The sequence below is a fragment of the Flavobacterium sp. genome, assembly GCF_965262375.1.
In the GTDB taxonomy this organism is placed as follows: Bacteria; Bacteroidota; Bacteroidia; order Flavobacteriales; family Flavobacteriaceae; genus Flavobacterium.
The window spans coordinates 178,041-201,382 of record NZ_OZ253527.1 but is presented as its reverse complement, the minus strand read 5'-3'; the positions used below and the strand labels follow the sequence as shown (position 1 = coordinate 201,382).

The 23,342-nt window shown below is 35.0% G+C and carries 19 protein-coding genes; 14 read left to right on the top strand and 5 right to left on the bottom strand.

Translation table 11 applies throughout. The features are described from left to right. Positions 1-13: 13 nt before the first annotated feature. Positions 14-1,756 (bottom strand): gliding motility lipoprotein GldJ, encoded by a 1,743-nt coding sequence (gene gldJ / locus ACQY29_RS00940; RefSeq protein ID WP_428223408.1) that lies wholly within the window; start codon positions 1,754-1,756, stop codon positions 14-16. Positions 1,757-1,952: 196 nt separating this feature from the next. On the opposite strand from gldJ, the gene porU reads away from it, so the two are divergent. From porU to ACQY29_RS00880, 12 genes are all read left to right on the top strand, one after another. Then, complete coding sequence (gene porU, locus ACQY29_RS00935) at positions 1,953-5,771, top strand: type IX secretion system sortase PorU (protein ID WP_428223407.1); 3,819 nt, start codon at positions 1,953-1,955, stop codon at positions 5,769-5,771. A gap of 39 nt (positions 5,772-5,810) precedes the next feature. Next, positions 5,811-6,983 (top strand): type IX secretion system outer membrane channel protein PorV, encoded by a 1,173-nt coding sequence (gene porV / locus ACQY29_RS00930; RefSeq protein WP_428223406.1) that lies wholly within the window; start codon positions 5,811-5,813, stop codon positions 6,981-6,983. A gap of 76 nt (positions 6,984-7,059) precedes the next feature. Then, positions 7,060-7,542 (top strand): cytidine deaminase, encoded by a 483-nt coding sequence (gene cdd, locus ACQY29_RS00925; RefSeq protein ID WP_428223405.1) that lies wholly within the window; start codon positions 7,060-7,062, stop codon positions 7,540-7,542. Between the two features lie 155 nt (positions 7,543-7,697). Further along, the gene (pdhA, locus tag ACQY29_RS00920; RefSeq protein WP_428223404.1) at positions 7,698-8,696 is read left to right on the top strand and encodes a pyruvate dehydrogenase (acetyl-transferring) E1 component subunit alpha; all 999 of its coding nucleotides are present in this window, start codon (positions 7,698-7,700) and stop codon (positions 8,694-8,696) included. A 5-nt stretch (positions 8,697-8,701) separates the two neighbouring features. Next, positions 8,702-10,345 (top strand): 2-oxo acid dehydrogenase subunit E2, encoded by a 1,644-nt coding sequence (locus tag ACQY29_RS00915; RefSeq protein ID WP_428223403.1) that lies wholly within the window; start codon positions 8,702-8,704, stop codon positions 10,343-10,345. Between the two features lie 139 nt (positions 10,346-10,484). Further along, a complete protein-coding gene (locus ACQY29_RS00910) occupies positions 10,485-12,014 on the top strand; it encodes a S41 family peptidase (RefSeq protein ID WP_428223402.1) in 1,530 nt (509 codons plus the stop codon). A 131-nt stretch (positions 12,015-12,145) separates the two neighbouring features. Next, complete coding sequence (locus ACQY29_RS00905; RefSeq protein ID WP_428223401.1) at positions 12,146-13,084, top strand: M20/M25/M40 family metallo-hydrolase; 939 nt, start codon at positions 12,146-12,148, stop codon at positions 13,082-13,084. Then, positions 13,074-13,757: an SDR family NAD(P)-dependent oxidoreductase gene (locus ACQY29_RS00900; RefSeq protein WP_428223400.1), complete on the top strand. Its 684-nt coding sequence runs from the start codon at positions 13,074-13,076 to the stop codon at positions 13,755-13,757. The genes ACQY29_RS00905 and ACQY29_RS00900 overlap by 11 nt, the downstream gene beginning before the upstream one ends. 38 nt (positions 13,758-13,795) lie before the next feature. Next, complete coding sequence (locus ACQY29_RS00895; protein WP_428223399.1) at positions 13,796-14,638, top strand: BRO family protein; 843 nt, start codon at positions 13,796-13,798, stop codon at positions 14,636-14,638. Next, a complete protein-coding gene (locus ACQY29_RS00890; RefSeq protein WP_428223398.1) occupies positions 14,631-15,230 on the top strand; it encodes a SprT-like domain-containing protein in 600 nt (199 codons plus the stop codon). The genes ACQY29_RS00895 and ACQY29_RS00890 overlap by 8 nt, the downstream gene beginning before the upstream one ends. 488 nt (positions 15,231-15,718) lie before the next feature. After that, entirely contained in the window at positions 15,719-16,777 is a 1,059-nt protein-coding gene (locus ACQY29_RS00885; RefSeq protein WP_428223397.1) for a mannose-1-phosphate guanylyltransferase, read from the top strand. A gap of 183 nt (positions 16,778-16,960) precedes the next feature. After that, on the top strand, positions 16,961-17,965 hold the full coding sequence (locus tag ACQY29_RS00880) for a sphingomyelin phosphodiesterase (RefSeq protein ID WP_428223396.1): 1,005 nt from the start codon (positions 16,961-16,963) through the stop codon (positions 17,963-17,965). A 70-nt stretch (positions 17,966-18,035) separates the two neighbouring features. Here ACQY29_RS00880 and ACQY29_RS00875 read toward each other — a convergent pair whose 3' ends face one another. The 3 genes from ACQY29_RS00875 to ACQY29_RS00865 form a co-directional block, all read right to left on the bottom strand. Next, positions 18,036-18,803, bottom strand: a complete 768-nt coding sequence (locus tag ACQY29_RS00875) for an ABC transporter ATP-binding protein (protein WP_428223395.1) — start codon at positions 18,801-18,803, stop codon at positions 18,036-18,038. 2 nt (positions 18,804-18,805) lie between these two features. Beyond that, complete coding sequence (locus ACQY29_RS00870; protein WP_428223394.1) at positions 18,806-19,555, bottom strand: MlaE family ABC transporter permease; 750 nt, start codon at positions 19,553-19,555, stop codon at positions 18,806-18,808. Positions 19,556-19,649: 94 nt separating this feature from the next. Further along, positions 19,650-20,519 (bottom strand): glycosyltransferase, encoded by an 870-nt coding sequence (locus ACQY29_RS00865; RefSeq protein WP_428223393.1) that lies wholly within the window; start codon positions 20,517-20,519, stop codon positions 19,650-19,652. A 165-nt stretch (positions 20,520-20,684) separates the two neighbouring features. On the opposite strand from ACQY29_RS00865, the gene ACQY29_RS00860 reads away from it, so the two are divergent. Both ACQY29_RS00860 and ACQY29_RS00855 read left to right on the top strand, forming a co-directional pair. Next, complete coding sequence (locus tag ACQY29_RS00860; RefSeq protein WP_428223392.1) at positions 20,685-21,782, top strand: hypothetical protein; 1,098 nt, start codon at positions 20,685-20,687, stop codon at positions 21,780-21,782. Between the two features lie 74 nt (positions 21,783-21,856). Then, positions 21,857-22,351 (top strand): hypothetical protein, encoded by a 495-nt coding sequence (locus tag ACQY29_RS00855; protein WP_428223391.1) that lies wholly within the window; start codon positions 21,857-21,859, stop codon positions 22,349-22,351. On the opposite strand, the gene ACQY29_RS00850 is transcribed toward ACQY29_RS00855, so the two are convergent. Beyond that, positions 22,337-23,230 (bottom strand): IS1595 family transposase, encoded by an 894-nt coding sequence (locus tag ACQY29_RS00850; RefSeq protein ID WP_138424779.1) that lies wholly within the window; start codon positions 23,228-23,230, stop codon positions 22,337-22,339. The genes ACQY29_RS00855 and ACQY29_RS00850 overlap by 15 nt on opposite strands. Between the last annotated feature and the right edge of the window lie 112 nt (positions 23,231-23,342).

Sequence of the window (23,342 nt, the reverse complement as noted above, 5' to 3'; positions counted from 1 at the left end):
AAGTATGAATTTTTTATTTTCTATTTCTAGGTGTTTTCTTGAAGTCTGATTTTGGACCTACTCTAGACATAGCACAACGGAAACCGATGTAATCTGTAGCGATATCTTGATTTAAATATCTTCTAGAAGCAGGGTCTAACCAATAAGCTCTGTCTTTCCATGAACCTCCTTTGTATACTCTTACGTTGTCACCTACTAAAGTAGTGCGTTTGTCAGATTTATCAAATTTACGATCAATTTTTCCAGTGCTATCTGCTGCAACTTTATGGATTGGAGAATCGTACATTCTCTTTTTGTCTTTTAAATTACCGCCGTCTTCATCACTACCGGAACTAAAGAATCTTGAAGATTGTTTGTCTCCATCTCTAAAGCCAATGTTGTTGCTTTGAGAGAAGTTTTGTCTTAAATAAGTTTCATTTTCATCAACTGGAACTTGAGCTATTTCTCCTGGTTTAGTTCTAGCTACTACTTTACCATTGCTTAAGGTGTCGTATTTGATGGTTTCTGAAGTTACGAATACAATTTTACCTTCCTTATCAATTTGGTTTTTTGTATATACGTTACCACGGAAATAGTTGAAGTCATTAGCTTCGTCATCAACGATAGGACGGTAAACATCTTGTACCCATTCCGCTACGTTACCTGCCATATCATATAATCCGAAATCATTTGGTTTGTATGATTTAACTGGAGCAGTGATGTCTGCATTATCGTCAGACCATCCAGCAATTCCTCCGTAGTCTCCTTTTCCTTGTTTGAAGTTAGCCAATTGGTCACCACGAGTTACTCTGTTTCCAGAACGAGTGTATTGTCCTTTCCAAGGGTATTTTTTCTGACCTCTATAGGTATTGAATTCTCTAGTTCCTACGTCAGCAGCGGCAGCATATTCCCATTCAGCTTCAGTTGGAAGTCTGTATTCAGGTAATAATAATCCTGATGTTTTTTGTGCATAAACATTTTTAGGTCCTCCATCTGCACTTGCTGTAGCGTCAGTAGCAGCGTCTGCTTTTTTGCTTTTCTTAGCTGAGGATCTCCCTGCTGATCTGCCAGGTTGTTTTTGAAGGATGATTTCTTCATTTCCGCCAAATGAGGTAGAAGGGGAAACTAAATAAGCTTCTGTGTCGAAGTTGTTGTTGCCATCAACGTCTACTAATTTAGCACCTTTTTTCATATATCCTTCACGCTCTAATAATGACTCATTAACGCGATTTGTTCTCCACTTTGCAAATTCTGTTGCTTGTAACCAGTTAACACCAACTACTGGATACTGTGAGTAAGCAGGATGACGTAAATAGTTGTTAGTCATCGTTTCGTTATATCCAAGGCGATTTCTCCAAACTAAAGTGTCTGGTAAAGCACCATCATATATGTGTTTGTAATTTTCTTCTGTAGGGGGGAATACTCTTTTGATCCAATCTAGGTATTCCATATACATAATATTGGTTACCTCAGTTTCATCCATGTAGAATGATTGCACATGTTGTTGGGAAGGAGTATTGTTCCAGTCATGCATTACGTCATCTTGGATTTTTCCCATTGTAAACGTTCCACCTTCAACTAATACTAAACCAGGGCCTGTTTCTTGTTTGGTAAAGTTTGAGTTGTACTGGAAACCACCGTTAGGGTCGTTGATTTTCCATCCAGTAGCAGCCGAAGTGTTCTTTGTGCTTGACTTTTTACTACAACTTGTAGTAAAACCTAAAAGCACCATCGCAGATAAAAGCGCTCTTACCGTCATCGTTTTGTTTACTTTCATACTATCAGTAGGTAATTATTTATGTGTCGCAATATAATAATTAACAATTAAACAGCAACACTAGTTGGTGATTTATTTTAAAAATGTGAAAATATTCTACAAATATAATCTAATAACGCTTTAATTTGCAATTTATTGTTTGCTAAACTCTTTTTAGGAAACAATATTTTTTACTAATTTACGTTTTTTTGAGTGTATGAGAAAAATTTTTACCTTAAGTTTTTTGGTCTTCAATTTGTTTTGTTTTTCGCAAAACAAAGGTCATATACTTTTAAATTGGAAATTAGTTAGTGTAAAAGATGATTACGGAATAGTTTTAAATAATTCACAATTTGTAGATACTAATTTATATTATGCTGATGCTTCAAATAGTTTAGTCTACGGCAAGAAAGTGAGTGATAATGTTTTTGCTGATACGACAAGCTTGGAAATTTCAAATTTGAATACGATTGAGATTTCTGAAAATGAATTTTTAAATTTAGAAAAATCTAATAAAAAATCCGATCCGCATTTTAATCTGTCAAATGTTTATTTTGGAGATTTACATAATGTTTATCTTTCGTTTAATCCTGTATATCAAGAGGGTAGTCGCTATTTGAAAATAGTTTCTTTTGACTATACCTTTAAAACGAAAACTTTTGACGAAAATAGGACTCAAAAATTGGTTGGAGGTCCTTTGAAATCGGTTCTTTCTAGTGGTGATTGGCGTCGTTTTTATGTCGAAAAATCAGGAGTATATAAATTGACTAAAAGTTTTTTAAAGCAAATAGGGGTTAATGTTAATGTTGATCCTAGAACGCTTAAAGTTTTTAGTTACGGTGGTAAAATGTTGCCACTTAAAAATAGTCAAAATAAGTTTTACGATTTGCCTGAATTAGCCATTCAATTTGTTGGAGAATCTGATGGTGTATTTGATGATACGGATTATATTTTGATGTATTGTGAAGGAATCGAAAATTGGAGTCCTGAAAATTTGACGCATAGAAATTTATATGCGGATAAGGCATATTACTATGTTACATCTAGCGCTGATTTAGGTAAGAGAATTCAAGATTTTGTTCAGCCCACAGAGGTTGCAATTGCTAATTTTAATACCTATGATTCCTATGCTTTCTATGAAGTTGATAAGCTTAATGTGGGGGCTTTAGGACGTAAATGGTTTGGTGAAGATTTGTCATTAAAGGCTAGTAATGATTTTGTCTTAACGTTGCCTAATTTAGATTTGACTCAAACTATTTCTTTACAACTTAATTCTGCTACAGTAAGTAGTACCTTTTCAAATTTAAATGTAAATGTATATGGGACTTTAGTTTCTAATGTCAATTATTCATCGATTACTAATAGTGCTATTAAATATGTAGAAGGATTTTCAAGTGTTAATAAAATAACCGCCGTATCTGATAATTTAGCTGTTTCATTAATTTATAAGAATGGAGGGAATCCAAATGCTAAATGTTATTTGGATTATTTAGCAGTTCAAGGGAAATCTTTTTTAAAAGGCTATGGTAAACAATATTCTTTTAGGGTTAAGCAAATCTTGGAAAAAAATGGGGTATGCCAATTAGATTTTACAAATGTTTCTACTGTAGCTCAATTTTGGGATGTTACTGAGCTTTCGGAGGTGAAAACCATTCGAAAAGCAAATGAGAGTAATTTTTCATTTAAAGTGCCAGGGTTGCAAGTAAACGAATTTGTTTTAGTTGAAAATACTGATTTTTATGAGCCTAAGTTCGATAATTCAACCGTAGTGGCTAACCAGGATTTGAAAGGTCAGATCTTTTTAGATAATCAAAACAAACTAACAGCTTTGGATTATTTGGTGGTTTGTCCTGCTAATTTGCAAAGTCAAGCGGAACGATTGGCTGATTTTCATAGGAATTATTCAAAACTAAATGTCAAAGTAGTTTCGTTAGATAAAATATATCAGGAATTCTCTTCAGGGAAACAAGATATTAGTGCTATTAGGAATTTTGTTAAATATATTTATGAAAATAATCCGAATGGTGCTAAACTTAAATACTTGTGTTTATTTGGTGATGCATCATTTGATTACAAAGATCGTATCAAGAATAATACGAATATAGTTCCAGTTTTTCAGTCTTTAAATAGTAGTTCTTTAGCGGGCACTTATGTTTCTGATGATTTTTTTGGAATGCTTGATGCTAACGAAGGGGATTTAGTAATAGGTAACCAAGGTGCTGATGTAGCTGTTGGACGCATTTTAGTAAGTAATTTGCTTCAAGCCCAACAGATGGTTGATAAAATTATAGAGTATCATAGTGAAAATGCTATGGGGAAATGGAGAAATAATATTGTTTTTTTAGCAGATGATATTGATAAATCTTCTGACGCTACTTTAGAGCAAAATTTAAATGCAATGTCAGATGAAATTACAACGAATAAACCTTTTTTTAATTCTAAAAAAATATTTTTAGATGCGTATAAGCAAGAAATTACTTCTGGAGGGCAAAAGTATCCAAAAGCAAAAGAGGAATTTTTAACTGCTTTTGAACAAGGAGCTCTTGTGGTTGATTATTTGGGGCATGGCGGTGAAATTGGTCTTTCGGCTGAACGTATGTTTGAATTGGCAGATGCTAAAGCTATCTATAATAGGTATAAATACCCTCTGTTTGTTACTGTTACTTGCGAATTTACTCGATTTGATAATCCGCTTGCAGAAACAGGAGGAGAGGTGGCATTTCAGAATCCTACGGGAGGACCTATTGCATTAGTAACTACTACCAGACAAATAGGTCAGGCAAATGGAGAAGGGTTTAATACGGATCTTGCTAAATATTTGTTTGCTTATGATGGTAATTCTAAAATGTCGATTGCTGAAGCTGTACGAAGAACAAAAGCGGAATCAATGGATCCAGGAGTGTATTTAGTTAGTTTTATAGGGGATCCAGCAATGCATTTAGCCATTGCAGATCCTGAAATAAAAATAACAAAGATTAATGATGTTCTTTTAAAAGACTTTTCAGGTGCTCTTGAGGCATTAGGGAAGGTGAAAATGACGGGGGAAGTTGTAGATGAAAATGGGGCGTTGCTTTCTGGTTTTAACGGTGAGTTGTTTGTAAATATATATGATAAGTTTATGGATAAAACAACTTTAGGTAATGATGGCGATTCATTTTTGATGAAATTTAAAACTCTAGGAGAAACTATTTTTAGAGGGAATGCTACTGTTAAAAATGGTGTTTTTGAAATAAATTTTGTATTACCAAAAGATATTATGATTCCAGTGGGTGCTGGAAAAATTAGTTTATATGCGAAAGAAACAGGGAGTTTGAGAGATAGAACGGGGGCTGAATTAAGTGTTAAAATAGGTGGTGTCAATGCTAATGCACCTGTGGATAAAACCCCTCCTGTGGTTAAGCTTTTTTTAAATGATAAAACGTTTGTGTCTGGTGGTATTGTGAATCAAAATCCAATTTTGATTGCGGAACTCAGTGATCAAAATGGAATTAATACGGCTAGTGGTATCGGACATGATATAATTGCCTATCTTGATGGGAATGAGACCAAACCAATTGTTTTGAATGATTATTACAATACACAAAAAGATGATTTTAGCAATGGAGTTGTTAAGTTTCAATTCAGGAATTTAGCACCGGGAATGCATACTTTGGTGTTCAAAGCTTGGGATGTGTATAATAATTTGGTTACTTCTGAGTTATCATTTGTAGTCATTGATAATTCAGAGCTAGAATTAACGAATGTGCTTAACTACCCGAATCCTTTTGTTAATTATACCGAATTTTGGTTCAATCACAATAAAGCCAATGAACCTTTGGAAGTTATAGTGCAAGTAATGACTGTTACAGGTAGATTAGTTTGGCAGAAAAACACTACTATTCTTAATACGGGCTTTAGGTCTAGAGATATAGTGTGGGATGGTAAAGATGATTTTGGGGATGCTATAGGTAAGGGGGTTTATATATATAAATTGACTGTAAAATCAACCTTGTCAGATAAAAAAGCTGAAAAATTTGAAAAATTAGTGATTCTTTAAGAAAAGAAATTATATTTGTGGACTTTTTATTATAACGAAATGAAAAAAATTAGTATTGCATTTTTGAGTTTATTTGTAGGGGTAAATGCTTTTGCACAAACCGAAGAAACTCCGATAACTACGGCTGTACCCTTCTTGATGATTGCGGCGGATGCTAGAGCAGCAGGTATGGGTGATATGGGGGTAGCTACTTCACCAGACGCTTATTCGCAACAATATAACCCTGCTAAATATGCCTTTTCGTTAAAAAAGCAAGGTGTTGGGTTTAGTTATACGCCTTATTTAACGGCTTTAGTAAATGATATCAATTTAGCACAATTAAATTATTTTAATCGTTACAATGAAAGAAGTGCTTTTGCCTTAAGTATGCGTTACTTCGGTTTAGGTGAAATTGAATTGCGTGATATTAGTGGAAATTCTAATGGAATTGCTAAGCCAAATGAAATGGCAATTGATGGTTCTTATGCTTTGCAATTGAGCGATAAGTTCTCGATGGCAGTTGCAGGACGTTATATTCGTTCTAATTTAAGATTAGGGACAGGAAATGTTGATGCAACGGCTGCAAATACTTTTGCAGTGGATGTGGCTGGTTATTATGAATCTGCAGAGGTTGCTTATAATTCTTTCAATGGTCGCTGGAAAGGTGGCTTTAATATTCAGAATTTAGGACCTAAAATTTCATACGATAAAAATGTTGAAAATAGTTCGAATTTTTTACCATCTAATTTGAAATTAGGAGGTGGTTTCGATTTTATTTTTGATGACTATAATAAGTTAAGTACTTCGTTAGAATTTAACAAGCTTTTGGTTCCAACTCCTGCAATTAAAGATTTAAACGGAGATGGAGTAATTGATTCGAATGAAAGAACTCAAGCGGCTGCGGATTATAGAGGTATCGGTTGGGCTTCTGGAGTGTTTAAATCTTTTGGTGATGCACCAGGTGGATTTAGTGAGGAGTTAAGAGAAACTACTTGGGCTGCGGGCTTAGAGTATTCCTACCAAGATTCGTTTTCAATTCGTGGAGGGTATTTTAATGAAAGTGAGACTAAAGAAGCTAGAAAATATGCAACTTTAGGTGCAGGTTTCAAATATACTTCATTGAAATTAGATGTTTCGTATTTGTTCTCAATGTCGAAAGTAAAAAATCCATTAGAAAACACACTTCGTTTTTCATTGACTATCAATTTTGGTGATGATTACGATCAGTATTAAAAAAAATATTTATTAATTGTGAATCCAAATTTCAGTAAAATGAGATTTGGATTTTTTTTCCCCTTAACACAAGAAGATGAGAGAGATTAAAATTGACACGCAACTGACAGTTTTTGATGGAATTACGGAGTTGCAGGATGTGGCTAAAACGTTGATGGAAAAAGCGGTGCAAGCCCGATTAGATGCTTATGCGCCTTATTCAAAATTTAAAGTTGGAGTAGCTTTATTGTTGGATAATAATGAAATTATAATTGGCTCTAACCAAGAAAATGCGGCTTATCCTTCTGGATTATGTGCAGAACGCGTGGCTATTTTTTATGCTGGAGCTAAGTATCCCAACGCTAAAATTTTAAAAATGGCAATTACAGCGGGTTCGACTACTACGGTTACAGATAAGCCTATCCCACCTTGTGGAGCTTGTCGTCAGTCGGTTTTTGAATATGAATTTAAACAGGATTCTGGAATAGAAATTTATTTTATGGGTGAAACGGGTGAGGTGTATAAATCAGATTCTATTCAAAATTTATTGCCATTAACCTTTGATAAAAACTTTTTATAGGTCAAAAATTACGTTTTAAATTTTAGTACTTACTTGGAAAGTTTTACTTTTGCAACGCATTGAAGTGGGTTTGCCCTTTTTTAATGTATTTATATAGAGAATTTTTATGCCTTAAGTCGTTAAGGTATAATTAATAAAGCAAATATAAGCTACGTATGAAACCAATTACAAAAGAAGTCTACCTTAAGTGGTATGAAGACATGCAGTTTTGGAGAAAGTTTGAAGATAAACTGGCTGCCTTGTATATTCAACAAAAAGTTAGAGGATTTTTACATTTATATAATGGACAAGAAGCAGTTTTAGCTGGGGCTTTACATGCTATGGACTTGTCTAAAGATAAAATGATTACCGCTTATCGTAATCACGTACAGCCTATCGGTATGGGGACTGACCCTAAAAGAGTAATGGCTGAATTATTAGGAAAAGTAACAGGTACTTCTAAAGGTATGGGAGGTTCGATGCACATTTTCGATAAAGAACATGGTTTCTACGGAGGTCACGGGATCGTAGGTGCTCAGATTCCTGTGGGAGCTGGTATTGCTTTTGCTGACAAATATTTTGAAACGGGTGGTGTTACCTTAACTTATTTTGGAGATGGTGCAGCACGTCAAGGTTCATTACACGAAGCATTCAACATGGCAATGAACTGGAAATTGCCAGTAGTTTTTATCGTTGAGAATAATGGATATGCTATGGGTACTTCGGTAGAACGTACAGCAAACCATACTGATATTTGGAAATTAGGGTTAGGATATGAAATGCCTTGTGGTCCTGTAGATGGGATGAACCCAGTAAAAGTAGCTGAAGCTATGCATGAAGCTATTGATAGAGCACGTCGTGGTGATGGGCCAACGTTTTTAGAAATGAAAACTTACCGTTATAGAGGTCACTCCATGTCGGATGCTCAGTTATACAGAACCAAAGAAGAGGTAGAAGAGTATAAAAAAATTGACCCGATTATTCAAGTGTTAGATATCATCAAAGCGGAAGGTTATGCAACTGAAGCAGAAATCGAAGCGATTGACCAACGAGTGGTTGAATTAGTAGCAGAATGTGAAAAATTCGCTGAAGAGTCTCCATTCCCTACGCTTGAGCAATTATACGACACCGTATACGAAGAACCAAATTATCCATTTTTACCTCATAAATTATAAGAAATATGGCAGTAGTAGTTACCATGCCACGCTTAAGCGACACGATGACCGAAGGAACAGTGGCAACTTGGCTTAAAAAAGTTGGGGATAAAATTAAAGAAGGAGATATTCTTGCAGAAATTGAAACAGACAAAGCAACCATGGAGTTCGAGTCGTTCAATGCAGGGGTATTATTACATATAGGAATCGAAGCAGGACAAACAGCTCCTGTAGATTCATTGTTAGCAATCATCGGTCAAGAAGGAGAAGATATTTCTTCTTACTTAAATGGTGGTGCAACTGCTAAAGCAGAAACGAATGAAGTAGTAGTAGAAAATAGCGCTGCTTCATCAACTCCCCCTTCGGGGGCTGAGGGGCTCATCCCTTCAAATGTAAAAGTAGTGACCATGCCACGCTTATCAGATACCATGACTACAGGAACTGTGGCAACGTGGTTGAAGCAAGTGGGTGATGCGGTTAAAGAAGGTGATATACTTGCCGAAATTGAAACGGATAAAGCGACGATGGAGTTCGAATCTTTCAACTCTGGAACTTTATTATATATTGGTGTACAAGAAGGTGAAAGCGCTCCTGTAGATAGTATTTTAGCTATTTTAGGACCTGCTGGAACAGATGTTTCTGGAATTGTGGCTAATTTCTCAGCAGGTGGTGCAGTTGAAACGCCTAAAACGGAAGAAGTGAAAACCGTTGCGCCAGTAGAGGTAACTTCAAATACTCAGCTTCCTACAACAAACAATTCAGGAAGAATTTTTGCTTCTCCATTAGCTAAAAAAATTGCTGAAGAAAAAGGAATCAATCTAGCGCAAGTAAAAGGTACTGGTGAAAACGGACGTATTACTAAAGCAGACGTAGAAGGATTTACACCTCTAGCAGTGGCTGCTCCTGTAGCTGTTGAATCTCCAGCGCAAGCAGTGGCTCAAGCAACTGTTGAAGTTCCTGCGGTGAAACCATTTGTGCCTGCTGGCGAAGTGTACCAAGAAGAGGTAAAAAATTCACAAATGCGTAAAGTAATTGCGAAGCGTTTGTCAGAATCTAAATTTACTGCTCCGCACTACTATTTAACTATCGAGTTAGATATGGACAATGCGATTGCATCACGTAATATGATTAATACTTTACCTGGAACGAAAGTTTCTTTCAATGATATGGTTATCAAAGCTTCGGCTATGGCATTGAAAAAACATCCTCAAGTAAACTCTCAATGGAAAGATGATGCGATGATTTTAAACCATCATGTAAATATTGGGGTAGCTGTGGCTGTAGAAGATGGTTTAGTAGTGCCTGTATTGAAGTTTACAGACCAAATGACTTTGTCACAAATTGGTGCTAATGTAAAAGATATGGCAGGTAGAGCTAAAGTGAAAAAGATTATGCCTAACGAAATGGAAGGAAGTACTTTTACGATTTCTAACTTAGGAATGTTCGGAATTCAATCGTTTACTTCTATTATCAACCAACCTAATTCGGCTATTTTATCCGTAGGAGCTATTGTTGAAAAACCAGTAGTTAAAAATGGTCAAATTGTAGTAGGTAATACCATGACGGTTACTTTAGCTTGTGACCACAGAACTGTGGATGGAGCAACAGGAGCACAATTCCTTCAAACGTTTAAAGCGTTTATGGAAAATCCAGTAACGATGTTAGCCTAAGCAATCAGTTAAATATATTTTAAATCCCGAGTAGATTACGCTCGGGATTTTTTATTTTTATGCCATGAATAAAATACTAAACCTTGTAAAAATTGTTTTAGTGGCTTGGCTCTTGCAAAATTGTCAATCTGCTAAACAAATGAATAAACATATTGACTCCGAAATTTCGGTGAAACGTTTGCATAAAGATGTTGATTTTGTGCACAAGAAAATTTTCAAATTGCATCCCGATTTAGATAGGTATATTACCAAAGAAAAACTGACTTTTAAATTTGATAGTTTAAAAAAGTCGATACAACAGCCTTTAAAACCTAATGCATTTTTCTTTGGAATAAGTCAGGTCGTTGGGAGTATTCGCCAAGGGCATGCTACCATTCAGCCTTTGCAAAAACAGTACACTACCAAAGAATTAAAAATACTGAATAAACGAGGGAAGTCCCCTTTGTCATTGCTTTCTTATGCTTTTGTTAACGAAGAATTACTCATTGCCAAAAATTTTGGAAAAGATTCAACTTTAAAAGTGGGAACCGTGATTAAAAGTGTAGCTGGAATTACACCCCAATTTCTTTATACTAAATACCGAAAAACGGAAGCTTCTGATGGCTATAATACCACGTATTTTCAAAGAGGTTTTGCAAGGAAGTTCAACACTTTGCTTAATCTTGAACGACCAATGGCGGATAGCATCCCCATAGTATTTAGTTATAAAGATAGCATTTTTGAAAAGACATTAACTAGAACTTCTGAAAAAGCTAAGGTGAAAAAGAAGAGCGACAAAGAAACTAAGGTTGCTCCTGTAGTAGTTTCCAAAGAAGCTAAAGAGAAGCAGTTGTTAGCTAAAAAAGCGCTGGAAAAGAAAAAGAAAATCTTTGGATACGACGAAGTAAGAAAGGAATTTACCCGTCATTTGTCCTACATTCCTTCGGATTCTTCCATTGCCGTTTTGAAAATCAAAAGTTTTACAGGTGGAAAAGAAAAAGTAGCCTATGCTCATATTTTTAAAGAAATTGAACAAAAAAAAGTAAAATCTTTAGTGATAGATTTACGAAACAATGGCGGAGGTAGTTTACCCGAAATTATCAATTTGTACCGTTATATCGGTCAAGATTTTACCACATTTGTCGATACGATGAAAGTCACTAATCGTACAGGGGTGGTGTATAATCGTTATCGCAATGTTCCCAAAACCGCTATGGTGATTGCCTCGCCATTAATTACCTATTTGGCGGTGAAAGAATTATGTTCGATTAAAAAATCACCTTTTGGGTATTATTATCAAAAATCAAAATTGACTAAAAGAATCCAACCGCGCGATAATAATTTTCAAGGGAATGTTTATGTATTGATAAATGGAGCTAGTTTTTCAGCTTCAGCTGTTTTTTCAGCTAATCTAAAACATCTTAAGCGTGCCACTTTTATTGGTGAAGAAACAGGTGGTGCTTCTAAAAGTACAGTGGCTGGTGTGTTGCCCATCATGAGATTGCCTCATTCTAAATTAAAATTGCGTTTTGGGCTTATGGAAATTGCCGTGCCCCATAAAACCACGGTAGAAGGGCATGGCGTTTATCCAGATATTACATTGCTACCCACTAAAGAAGATTTTGAAAAAAATAGTGACCCTGAATTAGAATGGGTAATTCAGAAAGAAAATGAGTTGAAAGCGAAATAAAAAGGAAACCAAGAATGTATTTTGGGTTAAATTAGATAATCTATTTTATCTCATAGTCTATTATCTCATGGTCTATTCTCTCATAATCTATTCTCTTTCCTATAAATATTGAAATTTTAAATAAACAAAATATGCGTAAATTTTTTATTACACTAGCTTGTAGTTTTTTCGGCTTTTCAAATGCGCAAGAAGTAAAAACTATTTCTTCGCTAGAAGGTATTGAAAAAACCTTAAAGTTTTTAACCGCTGACGAGAGAAAAGGACGTGAACCTGGTACACCAGAAATGGAACAAGCCATGGCTTATTTAGAGCAGATTTTCATCGACTATCAGGTCAAACCGTATTACAGTTCGTATAGAGACCGTATTGGGAATTATGATAAACCTTCGTTTAATATTGTAGGTGTGATTGAAGGCATTGACCCAGTGTTGAAAAATGAAATTGTTGTGATAGGTGCGCATTATGACCATATTGGGATGAGTAGTCTATTGAATGGTGATGCGATTGCGAATGGTGCCAATGACAATGCCGTGGGGACTACTGCCGTAACAGAATTAGTGAAATATTTTGCTAAAGCTAAGAATAATAAACGTACGATAGTATTTGCCCTTTTTACAGCTGAGGAAAAAGGCTTGTTAGGTTCATATCACATGGCGGAGCAAATGCAAAAGGCGCATAAGGATATTTATTTTATGTTTAATTTTGAAATGATTGGCGTGCCTATGAAAAATAAGGAGATGCTTGTGTATATGACAGGGATTACTAAGTCTAATATGGCTAAAAAAATGAACGACTATGCAGGTGAAAAATGGGTAGGTTATATTCCTGTCGAGTCGCATTATCAACTGTTTAAGCATTCCGATAATTATCCGTTTTATAAAACGTGCAACATTCCTGCGCACACCATTTCAACTTTTGATTTTGAGAATTACGAATTTTACCATCATGTGGACGATGAATATGAAAAAATGGATATAAAACACATGCAACAAGTAATAGATAAAAGTATACTTGCTTTAGAACAAATGATAAATGCCCCAACAAAAGAAATTCAATTAGATGGAAAATAAAAACATAATTATTACAGGAACTTCAAGAGGAATAGGATACGAGCTTGCGCTACAGTTTGCTAAGGCAGGACATAATGTGTTAGCCCTTTCAAGAAAAACGCCTCAAGCATTATTGGAAAACGAAAAAATCACGTGCTTGTCTGTTGATTTGTCATTGGAAAATGAGTTGCAACAAGTGATTCAATTTTTAGAAACTACTTGGAAAAAAGTAGATGTGATAATCCATAATGCAGGAAGTTTATTGCACAAACCGTTTGAGCAAATCACTAGTGCCGAGTTTGAAACTATTTATAAAGTAAATGTGTTTGGAGTGGCCTCCTTGACAAGAATTTGTGTTCCTTTTATGGTAAAAGGGAGTCACGTGGTAACTATTAGTTCCATGGGTGGAATTCAAGGAAGTATGAAATTTCCTGGGCTCTCGGCTTACAGTTCGAGTAAAGGGGCGGTAATTACATTGTCTGAATTATTAGCAGAAGAATATAAAGAGCGCGGAATTGCTTTTAATGTATTGGCATTAGGAGCGGTACAAACCGAAATGTTGCAAGAGGCTTTCCCAGGGTATCAAGCACCTATTTCGGCTCAGGAAATGGCGGATTACATTTTTAATTTTGCACTAACGGCTAATAAATACTACAATGGCAAAGTGTTACAAGTAAGTTCTACAACACCTTAAAATTTTGTATATTGTACTGAATTTTAAAAATATACGCCATGACTAGAGTAAATGCCATTCAGCTATTTGAAGAAAAAAAAGTGAGAACCCTTTGGGATACCGAACAAGAAAAATGGTTCTTCTCGGTTATTGATGTTGTAGAAGTTTTGACTGCTTCAGAACGTCCTAGAAAATATTGGGCTGATTTAAAAAGTAAACTTCATAAGGAAGGAAGTCAACTGTCCGAAAATATCGGACAGTTGAAAATGGAAGCACCCGATGGGAAAATGCGTTTGACCGACGTTGCCGATACCGAGCAATTGTTTCGATTAATTCAGTCGATTCCTTCGCCAAAAGCGGAGCCATTTAAATTATGGCTCGCACAAATTGCATCTGAACGATTAGAAGAAATACAAGACCCAGAATTGTCTATTGATAGAGCCTTATCACAATATCTTAAGTTGGGCTATTCAGAAAGTTGGATTAATCAACGGTTGAAAAGTATTGAGGTTCGTAAAGAGTTAACCGATGAATGGAAAAAAAGAGGGGTTAAAGAAGGTCAGCAATTTGCTACTTTAACCGATATTATTACCCAAGCTTGGTCAGGAAAAACAACGAAAGAGTATAAGGTTTTAAAAGGTTTAAAAAAAGAAAATCTTCGCGACAATATGTCAAATACCGAACTCATTTTGAATATGCTTGCAGAAGCATCTACAAAAGAGATATCGGTTGCAGTACATCCAGAAACTTTTGAAGAGAATGTAAATGTGGCTAAACAAGGGGGAAATGTAGCACAAGTTGCACGTAAAGAACTAGAAGCTAAAACAGGAAAACAAGTAGTTACTAACCTCAATGCAAAAGATTTGCATACAACATTGAATCTAGAAGAAAACAATGGCTGAAGTACTTTATAAATATCTTCCTGAACATTCAGTGCCCATGTGTTTTGAACTTATCAAAACCAATCGGGTGCATCTAAAAATTGTTAATGAACGTGTCACACGTCATGGCGATTACCGTAGAGAATTGGACGGAAGACATGTGATTACGGTGAATTATTCCCAAAATCCCTATCGTTTTTTAATTACTTTAATTCACGAAATAGCACATTTGGTTGCTTTTGAACGTTATGGGAGGAGTATTAAACCTCATGGAGACGAATGGAAACTCACGTTTCAACGTTTGATGGTGCCTTTTATACGTCCTGAAATTTTTCCGCCTTCGTTGTTAAGCCTTGTGGCGAGACATTTTCGTAACCCTAAAGCCAGTAGCGATACAGATGCGACGTTGGCTTTGGCACTAAAGCAATTTGACCCAGAAAATGATAAACATTATGTGTTTGAAATTCCTTTTGGGAGTACGTTTCGAATTCATAATGGGAAAATATTTAAAAAAATTGCCCTTCGTACTAAACGTTTTGAGTGTCTTGAACTTCACTCAGGTAAAACTTATTTGTTTAATCCCAATGCGGAGGTTGAGTTGCTGTCAAATTAATTTAGAATTTAGAATTTTGAAATTAGAAATAGTAAAGACGAGAAGTTATTTTTTATTTTTAGTGTTAGCATTGGTTTTTCTTATGTTTTCGCTTTTTAGGATAAGTGATGATACATTAGATATAAATATACATGATACTTATTATGTGATTGCACATAGTCATTTGCAATTGATGAATTGCTTCATATTGTTTACTTTTTTTTCTATTTATTGGAGTTTAGACAAATTGAGGTTACAAACAATTCGTATTTTGAGTAATATGCATATTTATGTTACCTGTCTAACTGTCTCAGGGATATATTATCCTTATATTTTTCTTTTTCCAATTTTTTTCGAAGATTCAATGAATCTATTAATTGCAATTTTAGGTTTGTTGTTAGTTGCTGTTCAAATAGTATTTGTAATAAACATTGGAATTGGAATTTTTAGGATGATACCTAAAAAATCTTCGTAACTTTGTGACCTTGTTACTCGGGAACTTTTAAAATATGAACAAAAATTATTACGCAATTATCATGGCTGGGGGAGTAGGTTCTCGTTTTTGGCCTGTATCAACTACTCATTTTCCAAAACAGTTTCACGACATGTTAGGAACAGGGGAAACCTTGATTCAAAAAACTTTCTCGCGACTTTCTCAAGTAATTCCTAAAGAGAATATCTTGATTTTAACTAACGAAAGTTATAATGACATCGTGTTAGAACAATTGCCAGGTGTAAAACAGGAACAAGTGGTGCTGGAACCTGCCATGCGTAATACCGCTCCTTGTATTTTATATGCCACGCTAAAAATTAAAAAACAAAATCCTAACGCAGTTGTAGTGGTGGCACCTTCAGACCATTGGATTGAAGATGAAGTGCAGTTTTGTGCCAATCTGCAATATGCTTTTGACTTCTGCGAGCGCGACGAAAACCTGATGACTTTAGGGATTTTACCTACATTTCCTAACACAGGTTATGGGTATATTGAATATGATAAATTAGACACCCGTACCATTAAAAAAGTCAAGCAATTCCGTGAAAAACCAGACTATGCAACGGCTCGTAAGTTTGTGCAAAGCCGTAATTTCTTGTGGAACGCTGGAATATTTGTATGGAGTGCGAAGAGTGTTTTAAAATCGTTCGAAGCTTTTCAACCTGAAATGTATGCGCATTTTATGAATGGATACGATTTTTACAACACGGAAAATGAAAATGCTTTTATTCAAAATAATTATCCTTTAGCAGAGAATATTTCTGTGGATTATGCCATTTTAGAAAAAGCAGAAAATGTGTTTGTATTGCCTGCTACCTTCGATTGGAATGATTTAGGAACTTGGGGTTCGCTTTACGATAAATTACCCAAAGATGAGCAGGATAATGCGGTAGTTAATGCTAATGTGTATTTAGAAAATGCCAATAACAATATCATCCGTACCGAAGGAAAAAAATTAGTGGTGATTGACGGTTTAAAAGACTATATCGTAGTGGATAAAGACGATGTGTTATTAATTTATCCAAAAAATAAAGAACAAGATATTAAAACGGTTGTAGCTAAACTACAATCTTAAGTTATAAAGTAGTTATACTCCTAAAAGCATCCTCGAAAGGGATGCTTTTTACATTGTATTAATCTGTAATTAGAGAAGTTAACATAGACTCAGATAAGTTAAATATTTGTTTAGCTAAACATCGTTTTGAATTAAATTTAAGCTAAACTCAGCGGTATAGTTTTGCACGAAAATATTTATAAAATGAAAAAACTACTACTGCTTTTCGTGGCTATAGCCTTTGTTTCTTGTTCGGAAGAGAATTTGTTTTCCATTGAAAATGCTGAAAAATCAAATGCGCGATTAAGCACCACCACCGAATCTTTGTCGGTAATGAGTTACAATGTGTATCAGTTGCCTAGTATTTTGCCTCAGTATAAAAGTAAGGAAAGAGCTTCTGAATTGTTCAAGTATATTACCAATTTAGGTGAAAATACACCCGATGTTTTGGTTATTGAAGAAGGTTTTAATGTTCGTTTTGGTGATGAATTTTTGGCTAAAATTAAAATTACCTATCCTTATGCAACACCTTTGTTAGGTTTGTATTGTAATTCTAAAGGAGGTACTGCTCTTTATCCTAATAATTGGGATGGGTATTATGGCAATTGTGGAAATACCTTGTTTAATGTTAATGGAGGTATTATGATTTTGAGTAAGTATCCTATTTTGAAAAAATACCAATGGATTTTTCAATCGCAAATTAATTCTGCTGAGGGACTTTCTAACAGAGGGGTGGCGTATGCGGTGATTGAAAAGAATAATAAGAAGTATCATATTTTTGGTACTCATACGGCGTCGGAACAGCCTAATTATCCTGGAAGAGCAACGCGTGAAAAGCAATTTACAGAAATTAGAAACTTTAAAAATTCGTTTAATATTCCAAGTTCAGAAGCGGTTATTTATGCGGGAGACATGAATGTGGAATACACTTTATCGGAGGAATATATGAAGATGAAAACCTTGTTAAACGGAACAAATAATTATTTCTTCAATCCTTTGCAAGAGCGTGGAACCTACTCAAACCAAAATACAGTAGTGCAATACCAAGGATTTAAAGGGTATAATGATACGCTGGATTATATCTTTTTGGCTAACGAAAACAAACAGCCTCTAACGATAAGTCCTACCCAACATTTTATAGCAAAATATTTTGGTGGCGATATTTCTGACCATGACCCTGTGTATGTCAAATATGCGTTTCAGTATTAGTGGTCAACTTGTGTGTTTTTAAAAAAAGCCCTGAGTTCAATTTACTCAGGGCTTTATGTTTGATTTAATTTTATAAACCTTCTTTCAAAACGGCTTCTCTTACTTTTTTAAACAATTCAGAAGAATACACAAAGTCGGTTACTGCTTCGTTGTCTGTTTTGAAAATTTGAGTTTTATCGCCTTCCCAAGCTTTCAAACCATTTTTTAAGAATACAATTTTATCGCCAATTTCCATTACCGAGTTCATATCGTGGGTGTTGATGACCGTAGTGATATTGTATTCCTTAGTGATTTCCTGAATCAAATTGTCAATGACAATCGCCGTTTTAGGGTCAAGACCCGAGTTGGGTTCGTCACAAAACAAATATTTTGGATTGTTTACAATCGCACGGGCAATAGCCACACGTTTTTGCATCCCTCCTGAAATTTCAGAAGGTTTTTTATGATGAGCATTGATAAGGTTAACACGTTCGATAACAAAATCCACACGCTCTTTGATTTCTTTTTTGGTTTTGTTAGAAAACATTTTCAATGGGAAACCTATATTTTCCTCCACCGTCATGGAGTCAAATAGGGCACTGCCTTGAAATACCATGCCAATTTCAGTGCGGAGTTCACGACGTTCATCGTCATTCATACTTTCGTATATGCGTCCGTCAAAAGAAATAGAACCGCTATCCACTTTGTGAATTCCTAGCAAGGATTTTAAAAATACAGTTTTTCCAGAACCTGATTGCCCAATGATGAGGTTTGTTTTTCCAGCTTCTAACGTAGTACTGATGCCTTTTAAAACCATTTGTTCGCCAAATGATTTTTTAATGTCGTTAACTTCAATCATAATTAATTCGTTAAAAGGAGTTGCGTTAGAATATAATTACACAAAATGATAACTACCGAGGTCCAAACAAAGGAAACCGTACTGGCTTTTCCTACTTCTAAAGCACCACCTTTCATGTAATAACCATGAAACGAAGGGATGGTAGCAAGCAAGAAAGCAAAAACAAAAGTTTTGATAAAAGCATAAACCACATGAAACGGAATAAATTCAGATTGTAAACCCGACATAAATTCGTCGGCTGTGGCAAAACCACCATACACCGCCGCAAGCCAGCCTCCAAAAACGCCTAAGAACATACTCAATCCAATTACAAAGGGATATAAAAGCAACGCAATCAGTTTTGGAAAAACTAAATAATTTAGTGAATTTACACCCATCACTTCCAAGGCATCAATTTGCTCGGTTACACGCATAGTACCTATACTCGAAGTGATAAAAGAACCCATTTTTCCCGCCATGATTATCGAAATAAAGGTAGGGGCAAACTCCAAAATTACCGATTGACGCGTAGCAAAACCTATTAAGTATTTTGGAATCAATGGATTGGTTAAGTTTAATGCGGTTTGAATAGCAACAACTCCACCTACGAAAAACGAAATAAACGATACAATTCCAAGGGAATCAATAATTAAATCGTCTATTTCTTTAAAAATGAGGGTTCGCATTACCGACCATTTGGTAGGTTTCTTGAAGATTTCCTGTAACATTAAGAAATATCTTCCTATTTGCGATAAGTATCGGATTAACATCATTCTAATTTGTATAAACAGCGAAATTAAGCAAAAGCCCCCTAACCCCCAAAGGGGGAATCGAAAACTTTAAAATTGTAAGTTTATTTGCGGTGCGTTAAGCCCCCTTTGGGGGTTTGGGGGCTATCTTTTCTTTCATCTTTTTCCATCGATACGCTTTTACAAACTTCGCTTGCTCAGGAGTAACCAGCATGGTTTTATTTTCGGCTTTGGCTTTCCAAAACCCTTTGATGTAATCAATAAATAAGAGCGGTTTGCCTTTTCGCATGGCTAATTTCAATGAAGCAACGGCTGTGATGAAAAAGCCATAACCCAGTGTGTAAAAAGCTTCTCCTTGTTTGTAGCGTGACGCTTGGTTGTAATTCGCTCCAGTAGGTTTTAAATGTTTTACCTTTAGAGATTCGTCGGTAACGACTTTCCAATTGTAGAATTTACAAAGTAATTCATCTACAGTATCCCAACCCATAGCAGGTTTTAAGCCACCAATTTGTTGGAAGGTTGCTTTGCGATACGCTTTAAAAGCTCCTCGAATATGGTCTTTGTCGGTTAGGTTCTCTAAAATCCACTCCCCATTTTTTTCAATATAAGCAAAACCACCCGCCATACCTATTTGTGGGTCACTTTCAAAATGCTTGATGATGGTTTCGAAATAATGCGGAGGAAAAATCAGGTCAGAATCCCCTTTGACCATAAGGTCGTAGGCTTCATCCAAAGTGGCTAATCCTGTTTGAAAAGCTTGAATAACCTTGCTTCCCGGCAGGTGAATCGCATCTGATTTTTTTTCAACCAAGGAAATCCAAGGATGTTTTTCGATATACGATTGTACGATATTAGCCGTTGCATCGGTAGAATTATCGTTTACAATTACTGCTTTTTTTGGTAAAACCGTTTGATTTACTAACGAATCTAGGGTTAAACCTATAAATTTTTCCTCGTTATGAGCTGGTATGATAATATAATAGTTCATTGTTTTGAGTAAGTGTATGCAAATATCTTTATTTTTGTGCGAAGTTTGAATACTTTATAAGACTTTTAACCGCAAAGTTCGCTAAGGTAAAGCAAAGCTCGCTAAGAAAATTTTAGCTTTGTGTAACTCTGTGTTAAAACTTTGTGTAACTCTGTGTAATACAACTTGAAAAAGAAAATAGCCTTTATCGAAATGGAAACCCACTCGGCATTGCTCGAACAGTGGTATTTGTTAGTCAAAGAAATGGCAACTATCGATTTTCATTTTTTTGTGAGTCAAAAAGTATTTGAAAAATTAACCGCTATTCCTCAACAACATCTAACGATAATTAAAACCGTTGCTACTACTGATTTTTCTGTTTTTGATAGTATCATAGTCAATACCTTGCATCGGAATTATGATGACTATAAAAAGTTGTTTGCAGAAAAACCTGTTTTATGTCTGGTGCATAATTTGAATTATAGTCTCTTTTTTAAATCTATTTCTCTAAAAAATATTTTCCAAAATCCTGAAAGATTCACTTATTTTCTAAAGTTGTATTTGAAGGAAAAGGTAGGAATCCGTCGAAAAGAAATTTTGAAAGCGCAACAATTCGGAGTATTGTCTGCGTCGGCTTTGGAAACGATTAAAAAAGAGGGAAAGTATACCGACAAAACGCAATTGATTCAAATGAATTATTGCAAGCAGTTTGAATTTTCTTCAGCTACAACCATTCAAATCGTAATGCCTGGTAATGTGTCGAATAAAAGGAAAGATGTCGATTTAGTTTTTAGAGTATTGAAAAATCTTCAGCCTGAAAACAAATTGCATTTTACGTTTTTAGGAAAACCAGAAAACGAGCAAGTGTTACATCAATTAGAAAATTTGAAAGCTACTTGCCATCAAAACATAAGCATAACGCATTACCATCAGTTTATTCCGTGGGAAGAATATTCAAAAGTAATTGCAAAAGCACATGTACTGCTTTGTCCTATCAAGCAAGAGACTTCTTTTTATTGGGTAGATGAGGTGTATGGACAAACCAAAGTGAGTGGTGCCGAAGCGGATTGTATGTATAACGGTAAAATTGGAATTTTTCCTTCGAGTTATCCAAAAATGGATTGGTACAATTGGTATTATACCGATGAAAAGGAACTAACCGAATTACTTCAAAATATAACTCTGGGGGATTTAAGAAATGAATATCAAAAGTTACTGCCTTACACAGAAAAGTTTGCTTTTGAGAAGGTGAAAAATGAATTGGAAATAAAATTAGCGATGTAGAATTAATTCTACATGTAATGTGTTTATTTTCAGGGTTTTATTTTGTAATTTTAATTGAATTAAAATTGCAAAATATGAAGGTTGGTCACTTGTTTCTGTTGTTCTTTTTTGTGAATAGTTTTTCGCAACAAAATAAACTGGACGAAGAGAAAGAATCGTTTGATTTTGAATTAAAACATCAAAGCAAATTCTGGTTTAAAGCTATGAAGCCTGGAGCTGATTATTTAAGTGTTAAAAAGGAATTTGATGATTATTTTTATAAGAATAGGAATGAAGCAAGTAGGTCAAGACAAATAGGTGAAGATTGGGTAAAGACTTCTGTTTTTTATCTTGATGAGAATAATATCGTTCAACCTGAACCGATATTGTTTAGAAATAAACAAATAAATGAAAAATTTGCAAGTTCGACTACTACACAAATCGGAACTTGGACACTTTTAGGTCCTGTAAACAGTGCTTCAACGGGTTATTCATCAAATGGTAGTCATGGAGGGTACGCTAATTTGGTGAGGATTTCTACTGTAAATCCTAAAAAAATTTATAGAGGTCATCAATTAACTACATACTAATTCCTTTTGATTAATTTTATCTGCCTTTACCATTTTATTAATCAAATTGTGAAAGATTGATTCTTTATTTTGAGAACGATTTATTCTGTAACAAAACTCGTTAAAATAACGCTGAATATTTCCATCACTTACCCAAGAATGAGTCGTTCTAATCCAAGTTTTAACTTGATGAATCATTGTGTGTAAAGCTTTGAAGTTGGAACCATTTTTACTAAGAATTTGAGTGATATTATACTCTTCTGAAATAGGTGCGTATCCTTTCCACTTGTCAGTGGTTATTTTTGCTTCTTTTTCAATGTGTTTGTCAAAAATTTGACGAAGTGATTTTGAAGAAAAGTCCTTTATTTTAAGAATGTAAAATCGTTTAACTTTCCCGTCTTCTGTTAATTCTAGGGCGCAAACAGCCTTTTTCTTCTTGCTATCATAACTTCTTCCCTGTTTAGTTTCTTCATGACCTCCTACAACAAATTCGTCGACATGAACAATACCATCCATTGGATGATTTTCACTAGATTTCATGGATTCTCTAACTTTATGCATAAACAAACGAGCGGTGTTTTCCTGAACTCCATAACGTACACTCATCTGCAGAGCAGAAAGGCTTTTAGTAGTGGTAGCCATTTCAAAACAGATAAAAAATGCTTTTCTCAAGCCAAATTTACATTTGTGAAAAAGGGTATTGGCACTACTAGATTCTGTATGACTACAAATATTACAAGTCCTAGAAAAATCTTTCCGAATTTGACTAGCTGTATGACCACATTTTCTACATAAAAAACCTTCTTTCCACTTCAAATCTGACAAATATTTTTTGCAATCTTCATCTGTTTTGAAGCATTCAGCAAACTCTAAGAGGTTTTGTCCTTTAAAAATTTCCATTTTTCTCAGTATTTACAATACTTTAAAGATATGAAATTATCTAATGACCTCAAAAAATTTATACAAGTTTTCTAACTGGAGGGCTATGGGTAACGGAAAATGGAGGAAGCAG

Bases quoted from the DNA above. Each gene is read 5' to 3' on its own strand.
- gldJ (WP_428223408.1), bottom strand. From the start codon at position 1,756: ATGAAAGTAAACAAAACGATGACGGTAAGAGCGCTTTTATCTGCGATG.
- ACQY29_RS00915 (WP_428223403.1), top strand. From the start codon at position 8,702: ATGGCAGTAGTAGTTACCATGCCACGCTTAAGCGACACGATGACCGAA.
- ACQY29_RS00890 (WP_428223398.1), top strand. From the start codon at position 14,631: ATGGCTGAAGTACTTTATAAATATCTTCCTGAACATTCAGTGCCCATG.
- ACQY29_RS00900 (WP_428223400.1), top strand. From the start codon at position 13,074: ATGGAAAATAAAAACATAATTATTACAGGAACTTCAAGAGGAATAGGA.
- ACQY29_RS00885 (WP_428223397.1), top strand. From the start codon at position 15,719: ATGAACAAAAATTATTACGCAATTATCATGGCTGGGGGAGTAGGTTCT.
- ACQY29_RS00850 (WP_138424779.1), bottom strand. From the start codon at position 23,230: ATGGAAATTTTTAAAGGACAAAACCTCTTAGAGTTTGCTGAATGCTTC.
- ACQY29_RS00870 (WP_428223394.1), bottom strand. From the start codon at position 19,555: ATGATGTTAATCCGATACTTATCGCAAATAGGAAGATATTTCTTAATG.
- ACQY29_RS00895 (WP_428223399.1), top strand. From the start codon at position 13,796: ATGACTAGAGTAAATGCCATTCAGCTATTTGAAGAAAAAAAAGTGAGA.
- ACQY29_RS00910 (WP_428223402.1), top strand. From the start codon at position 10,485: ATGAATAAACATATTGACTCCGAAATTTCGGTGAAACGTTTGCATAAA.
- ACQY29_RS00855 (WP_428223391.1), top strand. From the start codon at position 21,857: ATGAAGGTTGGTCACTTGTTTCTGTTGTTCTTTTTTGTGAATAGTTTT.
- ACQY29_RS00865 (WP_428223393.1), bottom strand. From the start codon at position 20,519: ATGAACTATTATATTATCATACCAGCTCATAACGAGGAAAAATTTATA.
- porV (WP_428223406.1), top strand. From the start codon at position 5,811: ATGAAAAAAATTAGTATTGCATTTTTGAGTTTATTTGTAGGGGTAAAT.
- ACQY29_RS00880 (WP_428223396.1), top strand. From the start codon at position 16,961: ATGAAAAAACTACTACTGCTTTTCGTGGCTATAGCCTTTGTTTCTTGT.
- cdd (WP_428223405.1), top strand. From the start codon at position 7,060: ATGAGAGAGATTAAAATTGACACGCAACTGACAGTTTTTGATGGAATT.
- ACQY29_RS00875 (WP_428223395.1), bottom strand. From the start codon at position 18,803: ATGATTGAAGTTAACGACATTAAAAAATCATTTGGCGAACAAATGGTT.
- porU (WP_428223407.1), top strand. From the start codon at position 1,953: ATGAGAAAAATTTTTACCTTAAGTTTTTTGGTCTTCAATTTGTTTTGT.
- pdhA (WP_428223404.1), top strand. From the start codon at position 7,698: ATGAAACCAATTACAAAAGAAGTCTACCTTAAGTGGTATGAAGACATG.
- ACQY29_RS00905 (WP_428223401.1), top strand. From the start codon at position 12,146: ATGCGTAAATTTTTTATTACACTAGCTTGTAGTTTTTTCGGCTTTTCA.